This window comes from Oscillospiraceae bacterium (assembly GCA_031265355.1).
Lineage (GTDB): Bacteria > Bacillota > Clostridia > Oscillospirales > UBA929 > JAIRTA01.
The window spans coordinates 1-17,883 of record JAISCT010000031.1 but is presented as its reverse complement, the minus strand read 5'-3'; the positions used below and the strand labels follow the sequence as shown (position 1 = coordinate 17,883).

At 58.8% G+C, this 17,883-nt stretch carries 11 protein-coding genes; 3 read left to right on the top strand and 8 right to left on the bottom strand.

Annotated features, from left to right (window positions below; genetic code table 11):
* Positions 1 to 13 precede the first annotated feature (13 nt).
* The 3 genes from LBK75_04345 to LBK75_04335 form a co-directional block, all read right to left on the bottom strand.
* The gene (locus LBK75_04345; GenBank protein ID MDR1157521.1) at positions 14 to 4,339 is read right to left on the bottom strand and encodes an Ig-like domain-containing protein; all 4,326 of its coding nucleotides are present in this window, start codon (positions 4,337 to 4,339) and stop codon (positions 14 to 16) included.
* A 35-nt stretch (positions 4,340 to 4,374) separates the two neighbouring features.
* Positions 4,375 to 5,286, bottom strand: coding sequence for a peptidyl-prolyl cis-trans isomerase (locus LBK75_04340; GenBank protein MDR1157520.1), 912 nt, complete (start codon positions 5,284 to 5,286; stop codon positions 4,375 to 4,377).
* An 85-nt stretch (positions 5,287 to 5,371) separates the two neighbouring features.
* Positions 5,372 to 6,451: a substrate-binding domain-containing protein gene (locus LBK75_04335; GenBank protein MDR1157519.1), complete on the bottom strand. Its 1,080-nt coding sequence runs from the start codon at positions 6,449 to 6,451 to the stop codon at positions 5,372 to 5,374.
* A gap of 823 nt (positions 6,452 to 7,274) precedes the next feature.
* Between LBK75_04335 and LBK75_04330 the strand changes: the two genes are divergently transcribed.
* The 3 genes from LBK75_04330 to LBK75_04320 all read left to right on the top strand — a co-directional run bounded on the left by LBK75_04330 (position 7,275) and on the right by LBK75_04320 (position 15,770).
* Positions 7,275 to 8,780, top strand: a complete 1,506-nt coding sequence (locus LBK75_04330; GenBank protein MDR1157518.1) for a tagaturonate reductase — start codon at positions 7,275 to 7,277, stop codon at positions 8,778 to 8,780.
* The gene (locus tag LBK75_04325; protein ID MDR1157517.1) at positions 8,777 to 10,255 is read left to right on the top strand and encodes an altronate dehydratase family protein; all 1,479 of its coding nucleotides are present in this window, start codon (positions 8,777 to 8,779) and stop codon (positions 10,253 to 10,255) included. The genes LBK75_04330 and LBK75_04325 overlap by 4 nt, the downstream gene beginning before the upstream one ends.
* Positions 10,256 to 10,877: 622 nt before the next feature.
* Positions 10,878 to 15,770, top strand: a complete 4,893-nt coding sequence (locus LBK75_04320) for a glycosyl hydrolase 115 family protein (GenBank protein ID MDR1157516.1) — start codon at positions 10,878 to 10,880, stop codon at positions 15,768 to 15,770.
* A gap of 205 nt (positions 15,771 to 15,975) precedes the next feature.
* Here the strand turns inward: LBK75_04320 and LBK75_04315 are convergent, their stop codons facing one another.
* The 5 genes from LBK75_04315 to LBK75_04295 form a co-directional block, all read right to left on the bottom strand.
* A complete protein-coding gene (locus tag LBK75_04315; GenBank protein MDR1157515.1) occupies positions 15,976 to 16,182 on the bottom strand; it encodes a hypothetical protein in 207 nt (68 codons plus the stop codon).
* Between the two features lie 162 nt (positions 16,183 to 16,344).
* On the bottom strand, positions 16,345 to 16,668 hold the full coding sequence (locus LBK75_04310) for a hypothetical protein (protein MDR1157514.1): 324 nt from the start codon (positions 16,666 to 16,668) through the stop codon (positions 16,345 to 16,347).
* 11 nt (positions 16,669 to 16,679) lie between these two features.
* A complete protein-coding gene (locus LBK75_04305) occupies positions 16,680 to 16,979 on the bottom strand; it encodes a WXG100 family type VII secretion target (GenBank protein MDR1157513.1) in 300 nt (99 codons plus the stop codon).
* A gap of 15 nt (positions 16,980 to 16,994) precedes the next feature.
* Positions 16,995 to 17,204, bottom strand: a complete 210-nt coding sequence (locus LBK75_04300) for a hypothetical protein (protein MDR1157512.1) — start codon at positions 17,202 to 17,204, stop codon at positions 16,995 to 16,997.
* Between the two features lie 4 nt (positions 17,205 to 17,208).
* A partial coding sequence (locus LBK75_04295; protein ID MDR1157511.1) for a hypothetical protein occupies positions 17,209 to 17,883 on the bottom strand: 675 nt, incomplete at its 5' end.

The following is a 17,883-nucleotide window of genomic DNA, read 5'->3' as shown; positions in this document are numbered from 1 at the left end:
GGGAACAGTCAATTTACATGTGCTGTGTAAGATATGTCAAAATATCGATGAAGTCGCCGACGTTGATTACGCCGTTGCCGTCGATATCCGCCGCCCGGGCCCGGGCCCAGTTCGAACCCCCGATCGCCTCCATGTACCAGAGCTGCGCCGCCGCGAGATCCGCCAGCGACAGCTGGCCGTCTCTGTTGAAATCGTACCTGTCGCCATCTCGCACTGTGACGGCAATGGCGTCGGACGCCGCCAGGTCCACCGTGAGATCCGCGGCGCCGCTCTGGTCCGTGTAGTAAGAGGCCGCCTCCACACTGACGATCTCAACCGCCGCGGCGCCCGGCGCCTTGGGTGTGAAATGCAGTTCCAGCACCGGCTTCGCCTCGTCTGTCGTGACGCCGTCGAGATGACAGAGCGTCACCGTATCGGAGGTCACGTTCAGGATCGAAAATCCATTTTGCTCCTCTACTTTGTCCAGGGCGAGGCGATCGCTGTCGTAGCGGAATCTCACCCTGACCGTCCCAAGGTTCTCTACATCTCCCAGCGACACCGTAAACTTGACCGGCTGATCGACCGTCGCGTCCGCGGGCCCTGTAAAATACACCCGCGCCGTCTGGAATTGTTGCCGCCGGGGCACGAGTCCTTCGATCGCACGCTCCAGGGCCCCGGCCAGCGCCCACAGTTCCGCCGAAGAAACGCCGCTTGGCGCCGCTTCCGCCGCCTGCAGGGCATTGGCAAAGACCGCCCATGACACATCTGTGAAGATCGCCGGATTTATGTATGACCGCGCACGGGCGGCGGCGCTGTCGAGGGCCTTCACGGCCGCCAGATAGTCCGCGTCCGTCGTCCAGGCCGCATACAGGGTGATGGGTTCCGTGACCACATCGGTCTCGAAATCCCACCTCTGCGTGAGCGCCGCGTCGGCGTACCAGCCTGTCACCCAGTGCTCCGCCCAGCGGCTCTCCGGAATTTCAGGAATCTTTCCGCCCTCCGGCACCACCTGCGTCTGCACCGCGGACCCGCCGCCCGCCGCAAAGGACACCACATGCTCCCGCGCGTTCTGCGTGACGTTCAGGGAGTTCGCGCTGCTGAACAGGCCGTTTGTGTTGGCCACCTTGACGTTGTAAGACGTAAAGCCGTCCACATAGCTCAGGGAGCTGTTGCTCCTCGAACTGGAACTGTTGCGGATAACCACGTTTTGAATGCGGGATACCGGGTATGTCCACCGGACGCCGTCCACCGTGGCATTGCCGGCCGCGATCCCTTGGAAGGCAAAGGAGTTATTCCCACCGGTGCCCCAGGCCACGATGTTTTCAAACGTCAGATTGCGAATCAGCGGCGGCGCGCCGACCCCCGTCGCGGCGCCGGTCTTCTCGCCGGCCGGGTTGTTGTCCGAGCTGCTGTATGTGATGGAGATCAGCACGGCCGTGGATCCTGTCCCCGTCGTCATCAGATCCCGGTACACGATGTTTTCGATCACACCGCCCCGCGACCAGCGCGTTTTGATCCATATCGCATCCAGACTGATGTCCTCAACGTACATATTTTGGAACAGTACATTGTTGACGCCGCCGGCGATCTCACTGCCGGCGCAGAACCCGCCCTTGGAACCGATGCTGGAGCAGTCCGTCGTCCTCACATACTTCGTCGGTTTGTTGAGCGTCCACCCCTGGCCGTTTCGCCCGCTCTTCAAAGTGACGCAGTCGTCGCCCGTGCAAAAATACACATCGAAGACGTTGATGTTGGAACTCGAATCCGGGTTGATGCCGTCCCCATTCAGGATGGTATTCCCATCCGCCGTGCGGCTGGCCGTGAGGGTCGCGGATTTGTTCGGCCCCTTGGCGATGAGATCCAGCCCGTCAAAGGTGATCGTGTCGCTGTAGATGGCATGCATGGACCAGGACGGGCTGTAGGCGATGCTGACGTCCGCCACGTAGACGTCCTGCGCGTTGTGGAAGGTGACGGCGCGCCCTCTCACGGTCGCGTCGCTCTGCGGCGGCAGCGGATCGGGCCGCGGCGTCTTGGCGTTCATGCCCTCGTGGTAACCCAGGCGATACCCGTTGGCATTGATCTGGCCCTCGCCCACGATGGAGAAATGGCTGACGTTGAAGGGCCCAATCAGCGTGTTCTCCCCCTCGTCGTACGTGCCCGCCACCACCAGGCTGGCGTGGGCGCGCTTATTGAGAATTGTGGAAGAATTTTCCAAATATCCCCTGTCGACTTTTCGCCAGCCCTCCCACCGGGTGCTGATCTTCGGGTAGTCCTTCGGGTTTGTGCTCCCGAGGAGAATCCCGTCCACACGGAAAATGATGTCACTCTTCAGAAAAACGGCGCCGGAGAGGAACACATAGCCCTTCGGCAGGACCACCATGCCCCCGGGCGGGCAGTCGTTGATGGCGCGCTGGATGGCGTAGGTATCTGTAGCCACTCCATCTCCGCGGGCGCCGTACGGCGCCTGTGTCACATCGACGACAGCCGTCGGCGCCGGCTTTGTCCGCAGTTTCAGGCTCTCACTGGCCACCACCTGCCCGGCGGTGTTCAGCGCGTCGGCCCTGACGGCGTACTCCGTGTCCGGCGCGAGGTCTCTCACGCGGTAACCCATCTTGTTCCCGTAGGAACCTGTCTGCGTGGGGTCCTTCGCAATGGCCAGCACATCCTTGGCGTCGTTTTGACTCCGCAAGGAATTCCCCGCGTAGACGCCGTCCACATAGATCTTCACCATCGTGTGGTCCGCTATCTGCGTGCCCTCGTCCCGGTTCCACAGGAGAAGGGCGGAGTTGTCCGTGACGGCCTCCGCAGGCGCCGTGAGATTGCGCAGGTATTTGTTGCCGTGCGTCACCCTGACGGTGGCCGTCGCCTCCGCCGTGCCCGCATCGGCGGCGTAAACCCTGACCACGGCGGTACCGGGGGCAAACGCCATCAGCGTTCCGTCGTTGGGGTCGACCGTCACCACGCTTGGGTTGCTGCTCTCCCACTTGACTCGCTTGTTCGTGGCGCTGGCCGGGGCGAGTGCGGCGTCGAGATCGCGTATCGCGTCGACAGTCAGCGCCACATCGGTCTCGCTCAGGGTGATCGCGCCCACGAGGACCTCGTTTTCCGTCACCACAATCTCGCAAGAGGCGCTGCTGCCGCCGTTTTTGGCCACCACCCGGGCGCTTCCGACGCCCACCGCCGTCACAACCGCCGCCGGCGCATCGTATGCGGTGTTCTCGGTCGCCGCCACCTTGACGACGGTCTCGTCCGTACTCTCCCAAGCGATGGTCCTGTCGGTGACATTGGCCGGCCCGATGACGCCCGTCAGCGTAACCGAACCGCCCAGGGGCACGCTGGCCTCAGAGGCACTGAGGCTGACGGAGAGGGACGGCACCTCGACGTTGCGCACCGTGTATTTGCACGAGGCGACAAATCCGCCCTCCTCCGTCGTCACCTGGACGACGGCCTCCTCGGCCACCCCCAGAATCCCTTGGTCCGCCAATTCATAGGCCGTCGGCGCATAGGCCGTCACCAGACCCGTCTGGTCCACGCCGACAATGGCCGGCGCCGTGGAAGACCAGATCAATCCGGCGTTGGCGGACGTCTCGGGCAAAAGCACCGCGCCGAGGAACTCCGTCTCACCCACTGTCAGTGTGCTCTCTGTCTTGTCGATCTGCACGCCGGTGACAGGCACCGCGGGCGCCGCCGCTACGGTCACGTCGCACGACGCTATGCGCTGCGAACCGACGGTCTCCACCGTGATGGTCGCCGTGCCGGCGGCCACCGCCGTCACATGACCCTGTGTGTCCACCTCGGCCACCGTTTTGTCGGAAGAAGACCATGTCATGTCCTTGTTCTGCGCGTCCCAGGGTGTGATGTCCGCCAGAAGATCGGCCGCCGCGCCGGGCACCAGGACCAATGAATTCGTGTTAAGCGCCACCGAAAGGACGGTGGACCTGTCGTAGTTGTCTATGACGACGATGACGCACGTCGCCGTGTCGCCGTTGGAGGCTGTCGCCGTGATTGTGGCAACGCCTGTTCTGGCGGCTCCCACCACGGCGGAGGTGGCGGGCTCACCGTCGATATAGGCGATGGACGGGTCGTCGGAGGTCCAAGTGATCGTTTGATCCGCCAAGCCCGGATCCACCGTGGCAAAGAGGCGGATCTTGTCGCCGCTCGTGTAGGTCTCCGGGTTCCCCGCGGCTCTCACCGTCCCCACGGCCAACGGGTAGGTGCTTCTGTCGAGGACGATCGAGCTCTCCGCAAAGGAAATGTTGTCGAGCCAGCTCGGGACCGCCTCGTCCGCAAACGCCGGAACGATTCCGCCCGAGAGAACGAGCGCCACTGCCAACACCAGGGACAGGGTCTTTTTTATCACGTCAAATCTCCTCCTCTTTGCCATCTGGAACTGGGTCAAGATCCGCACAAAGTGTCCGTGCCGATCCGATCATACGCCTCATCGTAGCGCACCTCCAGCGACGACTTGATCTCGTAATACAGATTCCCGTAGAGCTCGTCATAATAAGACGACGTCACGCCGGGGCGTCTCTCTTCCACGTCCGCCTCGGTGAGCGCCAGGCGTTTGATGACATATAGGCCGCCGCCGCTGTAGACGACGTCGCTGATCTCTCCCACGGCCAGCCCGAACGCCGCGTCCTCATAGGACGGGGGCCACACCTCCTCTTCGCGGCTCAGCACCTGCACGCTCTCCTCCCCTTCGGGACCCGCTATGACCTGACGGTACTGCGCCCGCAGTACGTCGAAGTCCTCGCCGGCGGCGGCGCGGGCCCGGATCTGCGCCGCGGTCTCGTAGCGCTGCTCGGGGTCGTCGCCCTCGCCGATCGGCAGACAGATGTGCGTCGCCTTCACATAGATCCGATTCAGCCGCTCCGTCAGCGCCTCCCGGTCGATGTACCACTCGCTTCCCTCCGCCGCCATGACCTTCTTGATCTCACCCGCCAGCGCCTTCGCGTCCGTCTCCGCATCCGGGTCCAATCCGCAGCGCAGGGCCAATTCTTTGACGACGCAGGCGTGCAAAATGTCGGCGAGCACATAGCTCTTCAGCCGCTCCAAAGCGCCTTCTTTTTCCCAGATCTCTTCGCCGCCGTAGTTTTTTTCCTCGATGGATTTTTGTTTGAGAAAATACGACTTGTACTCCGCCATGGGTATGGGCCGCTCTCCGACGGTGAGCGGGTAAACGATGCCGTCGACGCCGCTCGCCGGTGCATCCGGTGCATCCGGTGCGTCCGGCGCGCAACCGGCGCCGCCCCCCGTCAGAAGCGCGGCCGCCAGTAGCACACAGGCCATTCTTTCTCTCATGTTCATAACCGTTTCACTCACATCCACCGGGATTTTGTTCCGGACCGCAGCCCGCCGGGATCTCTCCCGCGGGCCCGTTTGGCTGTCTCTGTCACAGAAGCAAACGATAAAAGCCGTTGTCGTACATCTCAAGGTTGCTCTGAAAGACAAATTCGCTGCCGGTGTACAATATACTCTTGGACGGAACCACGCCGCGCAGCAGATAGTCCGTCATACACCGGATGGCCGTGTAGGCCTGGAGATAGGGGTTCTTGTTCAGCAGATTGGTAAACACACCTTCGCGCAAGAGTTCCACATTTTCTTCAAACATGTCACTGCCGATGGCAATCACGCGCCCCACGCGCCCCGTGTCCTTCAGTGCCTGCCCAAGGAGCAGGCTCCCTCTCGCATAGACGCAGGTGCAGGCCTCGATGTCGGGATGCTTTTCCAGTTCGTAGACGATCCTGCCGTAGTCCATCCGGTTGTTGAAAGAGGTATGTATCTTGTAGACGGGATTCGTCAACTCGTTTTCTTCCAGATACGCGCCAAGCCCCTGCAACACCAGATTGTGCGAGGGTAGAACCACATCGCCCGCACAGACCAAGATCTCCGCCGATTGATTGATCTGCCTCGTGATGATCTCGGCAAGCATTTTGCCGATGGTAAAATAGTTCGGCATCACGCTGAGCAGCCGCCCCGACTGCGGGATGTCCGCCCCCACCAGGATCACCGGGATCCCCCTTTGCAGAAAGACATTGAGTTCTTCCACGGCCTGCGCGTCCATATTGCCAAAGGCGACCAAACCGTCTACCTCATTGCGCTCCCTCACCCCTCTCAGTTCCTCCGCCAGGTTGTTCTCCATGTTATAATATGGCACTTCCACCACATCTACGTTGAAATCGCGGATGGTTTTCACATAGTCCCGGCATCCGTCCCACATGTGAGAGAAGTAGTAACGAAACTCCTCCGTCGGGCCCGGGAAGGCCTGGGCGATTAACTTTGGCTTGCTCTTCAAGGAGGCCGCCACCGTGTTGGCCTGGTATTGCAGTTGGTTGGCGATGCTGATGATCTTCTGCCGCGTGCTGTCGCTCACCCCAGGTTTGTCATTTAACGCACAGTGTACCGACCCGATCGACACACCGGCCTGTTGGGCAATGTCTTTGATGGTCACTCTCCTGTTGTTGACACTCAATGCTCTCCGTCCTCCTGTCCAGACAACAAAAACGTTTTTGTTGTCTGTATGTGCATCATATATCCGTCTCGTTCATTTGTCAATAGCGAAAAAGATTGTCACTATCATAACAAAAAATCACTTTTGGGGGAAGAATCCGGGCGCAAACTTCACAAGAAAGCCGGGATTTTGCACCCGCATATTGATAAATTGCCCGCCTGTCTCGAAAAATAGATTTTACATTTTTCTTAAAATTCGAAAAATTTCGGTGTTATGTCGCCTGATCACCCCTTCAAAATTCCACAACATGGTATATCGAGTCCTATTTTTTGTAAATTTATGTAAATTTTACGCATCCTCCCTTTCATCCGCAGGCGGCCGCAAATTTCTCACCTCTCGCCGCATTCCTCTCTTGACAGAGGCGGCCCTTCGGGGTTATAATCACTTCCATCCACTTTTTTCACCTCTTGCCGTTCGAACGGCCGCCGTCATATGTTCTTTTGTGCACTGAAATCCCCCGGCGCGCCTCCCTTGTTCCGTCTTGTCCCCCTGTTGTGATTGGGCAAATTCACTAGAAGACACTGCAGCCCCAAAAGGGACCCGACATCTAGATTCCGCCGGCGTCTTCATATCTTTTGGCCTTATACAGTCTTATTTCTCCTGATATGTGCAGGATTAACACCAAATTACCCCTCCGCAACCTCTTTTTTCGATGAACAAAACGTTTTGTGTATGCCTTTCAAATATATCTAATGTGGGTTGCACCTGCAACCCACAACCCAAATTCTTGTTTTTGTTGCCGCTTCGCGGCAACAAGGTACTATCATGGGGAGGTTTCTATGTCATGAAAGACGCACCGCCGCTGCATTACGACACATTGCGAAAGAACCGGTACGAAGGCTACCTGCTTGAGTCGGCCCCGGAAAGGGTACTGCAATTTGGAGAAGGGAATTTTCTGCGGGCTTTTGCGGATTATTTCATCGACGTGGCCAATGAGAAAGCCGGGTACAACGGTAAGGTCGTCGTCGTTCAGCCCATTCTTCAGGGACTCGCCGACACAATCAACGCGCAGGAAGGGTTGTACACTCTCTATCTGAGGGGATTTGAGGCGGGACGTCCCGTCGGCAGCAGACACATCGTCAGTTCCATCAGCCGGTGCATCAATCCGTATCTTGCGTATCAGGACTTTCTGCACTGCGCGCACAACCCCGACCTCAGGATCGTCGTCAGCAATACCACCGAAGCCGGCATCGTCTTTGATGAGACGGCCTCGTTCGACGACGCGCCCGCCAAAAACTTTCCGGGCAAACTGACGCGTCTTTTATATGAGCGGTTTTCCGTCTTCGGCGGCGACAGGCGCCGGGGCCTCATCATCCTCTCCTGCGAACTCATCGACGACAACGGCAAAGAACTGAAACAGTGTGTACTGCGGCACTGCGCGCAGTGGGGGCTCGAACAGGCGTTCATCGCATGGCTGGACGACGCCAACCTGTTCTGCTCGACACTGGTGGACAGGATCACCACCGGGTACCCGAAAGACGAAGCCGCCGCCCTAAACGAAGAAAACGGATATGCGGACAAGCTGCTCGACGCCGCGGAACCCTTCGGCCTCTGGGTGATCGAGGGTCCGGCCTGGCTGGCGGAGGAGCTCCCCTTCGCGCGGGCAGGGCTCCCCGTCATCGTCTGCGACGACCAGACCCCCTACAAGAGGCGCAAAGTGCGCATCTTAAACGGCGCCCACACGTCCATGAGTCTCGGCGCCTATCTGGCGGGGAAGGACTTTGTGCGCGACTGCGTGGAAGACGATGTGATCTGCCGCTACATACACGCACTCATCTTCGAGGAGATCATCCCTACGCTGACGCTGCCTGAGCAGGCGCTGAAAGACTTCGCCCTCTCTGTCATCGAACGTTTTCGCAATCCTTTTATCGACCACAGTCTCCTGGCCATCGCGCTGAACTCCACCGCCAAATGGAAGGCGCGGGTGCTCCCCAGCGTCAAGGCGTATGCGGCCCGGTTCCACAAGATCCCTGCGCTGCTGCTCTTTTCTTTCGCCGCGTACGCCAAATTTTACAGCGGCGCCGCACGAAGCGGCGACACCGTGGTCGGGCGGCGCGGCGATGAGACATATGCGATCGCTGACGACGCCTTTGTGCTCTCCTTTTTCCTTGAACACGCCAAAGACAGCGCCGGCGCGCTGATCCGGGCTCTCTGCCGCAACGCCCAGATGTGGGATGAAGACCTGAGCCAGATTCCGGGATTTGAGGAAAGCGCATTGGCGGCCTTCACACTGATGGAAGAAAAAGGCCTCTACGAGGCCATCCGAACCGTGTCGGGAGGCGCCCTTTGAAGGCCCTTGTGCTGCACCCGGCCGACAACGTCGCCGTGGCTGTGACGGACATCGAGATGGGCGCACCGATTGGAGCCGGCGTGCTGCGCGCCTCAGAAAAAATACCGCAGGGCCATAAAGTGGCGCTGCGGACTTTGGCGCGCGGTGAGAATGTCATCAAATACGGATTTCCCATCGGCCACGTCAGTGCAGAGAGCATCGAGGCGGGCCGTCACGTGCATGTCCACAACCTAAAGACAAATCTGCATGACAAAACCGCGTACACCTATGAAAAGCGGGACTGCGCCTTGCCCGCGCATCCGCCCGGCAGTTTTGACGGTTACCGGCGCGGCGACGGGCGCGCCGGGATCAGAAACGAGATATGGGTCCTGCCCACCGTCGGCTGCGTCAACGGCGTGGCGGCGCGCCTGGCCCACGAAAATCAAGATCTGGTCCGGCACGGTTTGGAGGGGCTCTATGCCTTCCCCCACCCCTTCGGATGCAGCCAATTGGGAGACGACCACGCTCTGACGCGCAAAACACTGGCCTCGCTCGCCAAAAATCCCAACGCGGCGGGGGTCTTATTCGTGGCTCTCGGGTGTGAAAACAACACGCTGGACGGTTTGAAGGCGGAATTGGGAGACTTCGACGAGAGCCGGATCAAATTCATGTGCTGCCAGGAGGTGGCTGACGAGCACCGGGCGGGACGGGCGCTCCTGGAGGCGCTTTCCGCAAACGCCTACACCGCGCGCCGGGAACGCCTGCCCGTCTCCGCCCTCACTGTCGGCCTAAAATGCGGCGGCTCGGACGGGCTGTCCGGCGTCACCGCCAATCCCGTGGTGGGCGCCTTTTCAGATATGCTCATCGCCCAGGGCGGGAGCGCGGTGCTGACCGAGGTCCCCGAGATGTTCGGTGCGGAGAGCATCTTGATGAACCGGTGTGCCGACGAGGCGACGTTTCGGAAAACCGTGGCCATGATTCGCGATTTTAAGGCCTATTTCATCCGTCACGGCCAGGTGATCTACGAAAATCCATCGCCGGGCAACAAGGAGGGCGGGCTCTCCACCCTTGAGGACAAATCGCTGGGCTGCATCCAAAAGGGCGGACACGCACCGGTGACGGACGTCGTCGTACCCGGAGCGCAGGTGACGACCCGGGGCCTCACGCTGCTCGGCGGCCCCGGCAACGACCTCGTCTCCACAACGTTGCTGACGGCCGCCGGCGCGCAGATGATTCTGTTTACCACGGGGCGCGGCACCCCCTTCGGCGCACCCGTGCCCACCGTCAAGATCTCCACCAATACCCGGCTGTTCACAGAAAAACCGCAGTGGATCGACTTCGATGCCGGGCGGGTCGTCGCGGGCGGCCATATTTCCGAAATCGCCCGCGAACTTTACGCCTTTGTGCTCGACACGGCTTCGGGCCGGGCACAGACGCGCAACGAAGCGGGCCGATACCGGGAGATTGCGCTGTTCAAAGACGGCGTCATCCTATAAAACCATCTCTTCCTCTTCCCTGTCAGTGTATGCCACCGCCGGTCGCTTGTCAAGATCGTCCCGCCGCCGCCGGCGTGCGGCAAAACAGCAAGGGTGGGTGCCGAAAGGCGTCCGCCCTTGTGTCGTCTGGCGCCATCTGGCAAACGTACGGCGACTGTCCCCAGCGGCGTCTCCGCTGAGACATCGGTTTGAAATTTTATATTTTAAACAAAATAATCTTTTGTTTTTTGGCATGTAATGGGCAGAAAGTTATTGACATACTAGTATTCTTGTGTTATCATGGATGTGCATTGGTCGAATTTTGTATATTTTATACATTTCCCCTTGGAATTTCTGTTTTACTTTCATTCGTTTTTCGCCACTCCAAAAGTTTGTTCCGCGCGGGCATTGTTCCGGCGCATCTGTGCATTTATGGTGCGCCGGGGGAGAACATACAGGAGAACTTCGTGTGCATATAAAGGGGGCGATAGGGAATGTGATCGGCGGGATGTCCCATATCTAGTATACTAGCATACTTATCTTCTCAGCGCTCATGGGTCATCCCCTTCACGGAGTTAGAATTCGGTTTATGAAGAAAAACGTCTGCTCAATGCTTATACCTTAAGAATGGAGTTGTTGCCCCATGTGTAAAAGGCACGGTCGTACAGGCCGGAAAATATCCACCCGCTTCCTCTCCTTTGTGCTATGCCTCACACTTGTGATTGCCTCGTTCGGCCTTTTCGGCGTGTCCGCCGCGGCCGTCGAAGAGAGCGCCCCATCCGAATCCTCCCCCCTCGGCGACCTCGTCCTGTTCGCCGAGACGGTCGGCCCGAAGGTCGCCGTCTCGCTGGACAATGGGACCGATGCGGCTGTCAGCGGCCTCGTCATCATCGCCGCGTATGACGCCGCCGGAAAATTCCTCTCTGCGGAAACGGCCGAAGTCAGCGTAGACGCCGACGTGCTGCTCTCCGTCGCCACGGACGCCGTCGACGGCGCCGACACATACAAGGCTTTCGCCTGGGACATGGTCTATGTGCCGCTGGCCGACAACACCGACGCCGTCCTGTGGGGCGGTTCCGGCACGGGCCAATTCGATCTCGCTTATAGCGGCAAGGCCGCGAAGGTATTTGTCGACGCCGACGACGAGGAGGGCATCCGGCACGCCGCCGAAAACGTCGTCGGCGACATCAGGCTCGTCACGGGCGTCAAGTCCGAACTCATCGGGGAAGAGGACCGCCTTGTCTCCGAATCCGCCGTCATCGCCGGCGCGCTCGGCAATCCGTTCATCGACCAACTGATCGACGACAACAACATCGACCTCGCAAACGTCGCCGGCAAGTGGGAAGTCTGGACGACTGTTTACCTCGACGACCCTGTGGGCGTGCCGGGCGTGAAACACGCCATGGTCATCGTCGGCAGCGACAAGCGCGGCGCGGTCTACGGTCTCTACAACATCTCCGAAGCCATTGGCGTCTCGCCGTGGGGCTTCTTTGCGGACAGCGCCCCCACCCACCGGGACAATCTGTTCCTTGAAAAGGAAGCCAAGGTTACAAAAGAGCCCTCCGTCAAGTACAGAGGCATCTTCATCAACGACGAGCGCAGCATGGACAGGTGGATGGAACAGTACGCCGCGGCGCACAATTTCACAATGCCCTACTGGCGCGAGCAGGGCAAGCCGGCCTACCGGTTCACGCACGAATTCTATGTCGAAGTGTTCGACATGATCCTCCGTCAGTACGGCAACTACCTGTGGCCCGCCATGTGGAGCAACTCCTTCTGGAAGGACGATCCGCTGAACGGCCAACTGGCCAACGACTACGGCATCGTCATCGGGACCACCCACCAGGAGTTCATGAACACACCGGACAAAGAATGGGTCTGGTCCACCAACAGCCTCCCGTTCCAGTGGATCAATCCGAGTTATCCGGCCCCGGAAAACTGGCGGTACGTGAACAGGGATAAGATGATTGAGGTATGGACGGAAAACATGGAGGCGACCAAGGAGTACGAGGCGGTCGTCAACATGGGTCTGCGCGGCCTCAACGACGTCGCCATCTTCCCGCAGGGGACAAAGGAGCAGAACATCGCTCTCCTAAACGACGTCATCAAGGAGCAGCGCAAGATCATCGAGAACGTCCACGGGACCACCGACGTCCCGCAGTCGGTCATCATCTATAAGGAAGTCGAAGCTTTCTACTACGGCGACGACGCGTCCGATCCCAATCTGGGCTGGAAAGCCTCGATCGACGACGACATCACGGTCATCCTCTGCGACGACAACCACGGCAACGTCCGCGGCCTTCCGATGGACATGAACCGCGACCGCTCCGGCGGCTTCGGCATGTACTATCACTTTGACTACAACGGCGCGCCGCGCTCGTACCGCTGGGTAGACACCACCCCGCTGGAGAAGATCCGCGAGCAGATGATGATGTCCTATGACTACGGTGTGGACAGGATCTGGGTCACGAACGTGGGCGATCTCAAGTTCAACGAAGCCCCGATCGATTACTGGTTCAAGCTGGCCTACGACGTGGACACCTGGGGCGCGCTGGACGGACCGGACAGGGCTCACAAGGAGTTCGCGGAAAAGGAGTTCGGCGAGGAACTGGCCGACGACATTGCGGAGATCATCTTTGACTACACGTACATGAACAACGTGAGGAAGCCCGAGATCGTGCTCAGCAACACGTTCAGCCTCACATACTTTGGCGAGGCCGAAACCATGCTGGCGAAGTATGAGGCCATCGCCGACAAGGCCCTGGAGATCAAGAAGCAGATCCCACTGGAGAGGATGGACGCCTACTACAATCTGGTACTCCACCCCACGCTCATCTCCTGCAACGCGTGGAAGCTGATGATCAACCTTCAGAAAAACCAGGCTTACCAGGCCCTGGGGCTGCCCGTCGCCAACGACTACGCCGAGATCGCGCGGGCCTGCCTGCTGTTTGACAACTTCACCATGTACAACACCTATGGCGCCCCGGGTCTCTTCTATCCGAATTACGCCAGCGACGTCGCGCAGATCAAGGCCGTGCTGGGAGAAGATATCATCGCGGCCGACGAGAACTCCTATTACTGCGTGGGAGACGGCAAATATTACGGTTATTACCCGCGCCGCAATCAAACGGCTCCCTACAGCGTCGTCTCCGACAGTTCTATCTACTACCTTGGGCTGACGTCGTGGGCGCACCGCACATCCCAGTTCGCCTTCACGACCACAGGTTCCGCCTGGAGCCGGATCTACAGCGTCACCCCGACGGCGGATCCGAGCATGGTCGTCCTGCCGCAGTCCTGGCTGAGCGCGACCCTGCCCAACGCGAAGACCGGTACCGTCGCCCTGCACAAATTCACAAGTTACGGCGACGAGACGCGCTATATCGACGTGGGCAACACCAGCCTGACACCGTTTGACTACACCGCGGCGGCCAGCGAACCGTGGATCGTGCTCGACAAAACCGCCGGCACGGCGGAAAAGCTCGACAGAATCTACGTCCGCGTCGACTGGACCAAGGTGCCGGCCGGAGGCAGCGCGAGCGGCAGTGTCGTCATCGCCGGGGCGGGCGCCGAAGTCGCCGTCACGGTGACCGCCGAAGTCTTTGACACGGCCGGCCTGCCGGACAAGACCTTTGTCGAGACCGACGGCTACATCTCCATTCTCTCCAAGCATTACGCTTCCTCCGTGCCCGCGGAGAAAGACGGCGTGACCTATCAGTGGACCGAGCTGCCCGATTACGGCCGCGTGCTGTCCTCGATGAAGGTGATGCCGACCGCGCTGGACGCCGGATTCGGCGGCGGGCGCACGCCCGGTGTGGACGCACCGTATCTGGAATACAACGTCTACATCAAGACGCCGGGTGATATCGACATTATCACGCAATGGGCGCCGACGAACGGCATGGATCCGCGACAGCTCACGACGCTCAACTACGGCGTGCAGCTGGGCGACGACGAGGAGCCGCAGATTGTCAATTCGCTGGCGCGCAACTTCCTGGTCACGAACGGCGGCAGCATCATGTGGTCCGACGGCGCCGAGAGCGCGACGCGCACGATCACGCTGCGCAACAATGGCGCCCGCAACATCTCCCAGCACACCGTGACGGAACCGGGTGTGTACACGCTGAGGATCTACATGGTAAATGACGGCTCGACGCTGCAGAAGATCCTCGTCGGCACGAACACGCTGGCGAGGTCGACCGTGGCCGTCTTGAACAACCAGTTGGATACAATGACCAACGTCCGGTTTAACTACCCGGCGTACACGACGCCGACCATACTGACCGGTCAGCGCGACGGCACCGGCGCCAGCAACGCCGCCTACTTTGGCCCGCCGGAATCGTACTGCACGGAAAAAAAAAGTGATGCCGGCGCGCACTGGGTCGGCACATGGGCCAGCGCGCAGTATTACGGCGACCCCGGCAGCAGCGACGGAGGCACGCGCGACGCCGGAAACGCGGCGCTGACCCTGCCCGGCGCCACGCTTCGCCAGATCATCCGTACCGCCATAGCCGGTCCTCAACTGCGCCTGACGTTCTCCAACGAATACGGGGCCACGCCGCTGACCATTCAGGCGGCGAGCGTCGCCAAAGCCAATGGGGCGAACAACACCTCCGACGTCGACGTCTCGACCAACACGGCCGTCACCTTCAACGGGGGCAGCGCGGGCGTTACCATTCAGCCCGGGGCCTTCGCGACGTCCGACCCCCTCGATTTTCCGGTGGCCGCGCTGGAGAGAATCGCGGTGTCCACATACTTTGGCGACGTGCCGACGCGGCTGAGCGCGCACATTGCCGCGAGGGCCAACAGTTACTTGCAGCGGGACGCCAACGCGATTTTGGACGCGGCCCTGACGGGTTCCACCTTCACCCACTGGTTTACGCTGTGCAGCGCGGACGTTCTGGCGCCGCTGCAAAACAAATCCATCGTGGCGCTTGGCGACTCGATCACCGACGGGTACGGCGTGACGAACGAGCTGTATACACGCTGGGTGGACATCCTGATGAACGATCTGCAGGCCAACCCAGACACCCGCCATCTCTCCGTCGTCAACATGGGCATCGGGACCAACGCGCTGCTCAGCGGGACAAATCCGCTGGCGGCGAGAAGCCGGTTCGAGCGAGACGTACTCAACCAACCGGGGGTCGGCTATGTGGTGTTCCTGATCGGCGTCAACGATCTCCCGGGTGGCAACCAGACCCCGGCCAACATGATCGCGGCCTTTGACGAACTGTTTAAGGCGGCGGCGGCAAAAGGCATCAAAGTATACGGCGGCACCATCTCTCCCCGCGGCTCAAGCGTGGGGCAGGACGCCAACCGGCAGACTGTCAACACTTGGATCCGGCAACAGTACGCGGAGGGCAATCTATACGGGCTGGCCGATTTTGACGAACTGCTGAGAAACCCGACCAGCCAAAACACGCTGTCGGCGGCCTATCGGAACGACAGCATTCATCCGAACGCGGCGGGGTACGCGGCTATGGGCGACTATGTATATTCCCTAATATTGGAAGACATAGTTTCCAGCACCGCCAACTGACAACCAACCAATCTCCGGGAGCTCTCTTAAGAATCCTCCCGAATTCTTCCCTCCGAAGAACCCTGTCCCTAAACACCGCACCGCCCGGGGCGCCTAGCCTGCCCCGGGCGGTGCGGTGTTTTCGCCGGAGATGGTGGAAATGTAAAGACCGGGGAGCGGCGCAGTATTTGCGTTACTCCCCGGTCTTTCTGTTATGCGCTTGTTTTTACGGCTGTGCTTGTGGTTGGGCTGGCCGCCGCACAATCGGAACATCTGCAATTTTGGCTTTAATGCCATGCCGCCTCAATATCTCCATACCTCTGTTGTTGAAGAAAGCGACTTGCTCCGTGGGGGTCATATCCTTAGTTTGCTCGTAGAGCCTCTCGCGGGTGGCGTTAAGCTCTTGCTCTAATGTATCGTTATTCCTGTTCATCTGCCAATACCTCCTTAGCGGTACAGATTACGACCGTGCCATAGCCTTTTGATTGGTTAATGCGCCCGGTCAAGAGTTTTGTTTTTGCTTTATTGATATGCTGAAAGTTGTACGAAAGCACATAGTCAAGCCCATGTATGCAGGCAATGCCGATATGCGCTCCTACCAATAGAGATATTTTGGCAGCCTGTGCGCCGCGTTGTATGCATCCGCTTGTGCGCTTTCGTACTCGTTTGCGCAAGCTGTGAGATTTTCGCCAAAATTCTTCAGCGATTCGCGGAACTTCACTGTTGTAGAATCGTTCGCATCTACGTCCTCCCATTTGTGCCCGAATTCCTGCGCGTCAAGACCAAGCCAGTCGGATGTCAGCACTGACTTCATATCGGCATCGGCGGAACGCATTTCTCTGTCTTGCACAGCACAATAGGCGGCAACCGCAGAAGCAACGTCACGCAGCGTTTTATGATTTACCTTCAACAGAGCCATCGGCATTCACCTCATTTAAATTTGTCCGCCAATTTTGTATTCACCGTCTCGGCGTTTGTGTAACCTGGACTTACCTGCCGTTCAAGCAGATTGATGTAGTTTTGAAGGACAGCCGAACGTACCTCGCTGTTTTTAAACAGCTGATACATTGTCGTACGCGCCGCTTCCCCCGCCGCTCCTGTCCAGTTGTTGTCAAGCTGCTTCGCCTTGTTCTGCAAGGTCTGAAACGCAGTGTTGATATTATTATTTGCCATGCGAAGCCGATTCGCCGAAAAGACAATTCTGTCAGTATTCACCACTTGCTTTGCCATACAGTACCTCCCATCTTATTCGCCTAATATCCACGCGGCAAGTCGATTGTAATTCACGTGGTTCATTCGTGACAATACACCGTCATATTTGTCAGCAATTTTTTCGATACAATTGCCGCACAAGTCCTGACCAATTCCTTCAAAATTGTGCCGAACGCCCCATTCAATGTCACGAAGTTCATTCATGATAGACCGCAGTTCACTTTTGCATTCGTTCAGTGTCATTCTCTTAACCTCCTATATGGCGGTAAGCTTTGCTTTCAGCCGTTTCAAAACGACTGGCGGTATCATTTAAGTACGACTTGATTTGATTCAACGTTGGACTTCCACTCGTCAAAAAATTCGCCCTGACTATGTCCCATATGTCGAGCAGTCCCACCTGCCAATACAGACCTCGCAATTCATTATCGAGTCTCCGTAAGCGATTATTTACATTGTGAATACGCGTGGCATAACTGCGGAGTTTTTCTGTGTCAACTTTGAAATACGGATTCGCAGCCGCATATGCTCTCCCGGCTCTGTCCCACCAATCGCAGATCCATTTGGCAAATGCCTTTATTGCATTTTTTATGGCATTGAATGCTTGGACAACCGCCTCTTTTGCTTTGTTTACAAGCCAGGCAATGCCCTGAGCAATGTGAATGACGGCGTCAATGATGCCAACGATTGCCGCCGCTGCGGCTACCGTGCCCAATGCCACTATGGCAATTTGAGGGAATATTGCAACCATTATACCCACGCCAATGGCAATCCCGGTCACAAGACCGGCATTTTCCGAAAGCCAATTTTCAATCATCTTGTCCACTCCAAATTCATGCAGGAGCGCACCTATGTCTTCCGGATGATGCAGTGCCGTCTCCCAAATCACGGGGAGCAATGGCATCACAGCGCCAAAAATATCGAT

What these genes read in the sequence shown, in the direction of transcription:
- LBK75_04330 (MDR1157518.1), top strand. Translation starts at nt 7,275, where the DNA reads ATGAAAGACGCACCGCCGCTGCATTACGACACATTGCGAAAGAACCGG.
- LBK75_04310 (MDR1157514.1), bottom strand. Translation starts at nt 16,668, where the DNA reads ATGGCTCTGTTGAAGGTAAATCATAAAACGCTGCGTGACGTTGCTTCT.
- LBK75_04340 (MDR1157520.1), bottom strand. Translation starts at nt 5,286, where the DNA reads ATGAACATGAGAGAAAGAATGGCCTGTGTGCTACTGGCGGCCGCGCTT.
- LBK75_04315 (MDR1157515.1), bottom strand. Translation starts at nt 16,182, where the DNA reads ATGAACAGGAATAACGATACATTAGAGCAAGAGCTTAACGCCACCCGC.
- LBK75_04300 (MDR1157512.1), bottom strand. Translation starts at nt 17,204, where the DNA reads ATGACACTGAACGAATGCAAAAGTGAACTGCGGTCTATCATGAATGAA.
- LBK75_04320 (MDR1157516.1), top strand. Translation starts at nt 10,878, where the DNA reads ATGTGTAAAAGGCACGGTCGTACAGGCCGGAAAATATCCACCCGCTTC.
- LBK75_04305 (MDR1157513.1), bottom strand. Translation starts at nt 16,979, where the DNA reads ATGGCAAAGCAAGTGGTGAATACTGACAGAATTGTCTTTTCGGCGAAT.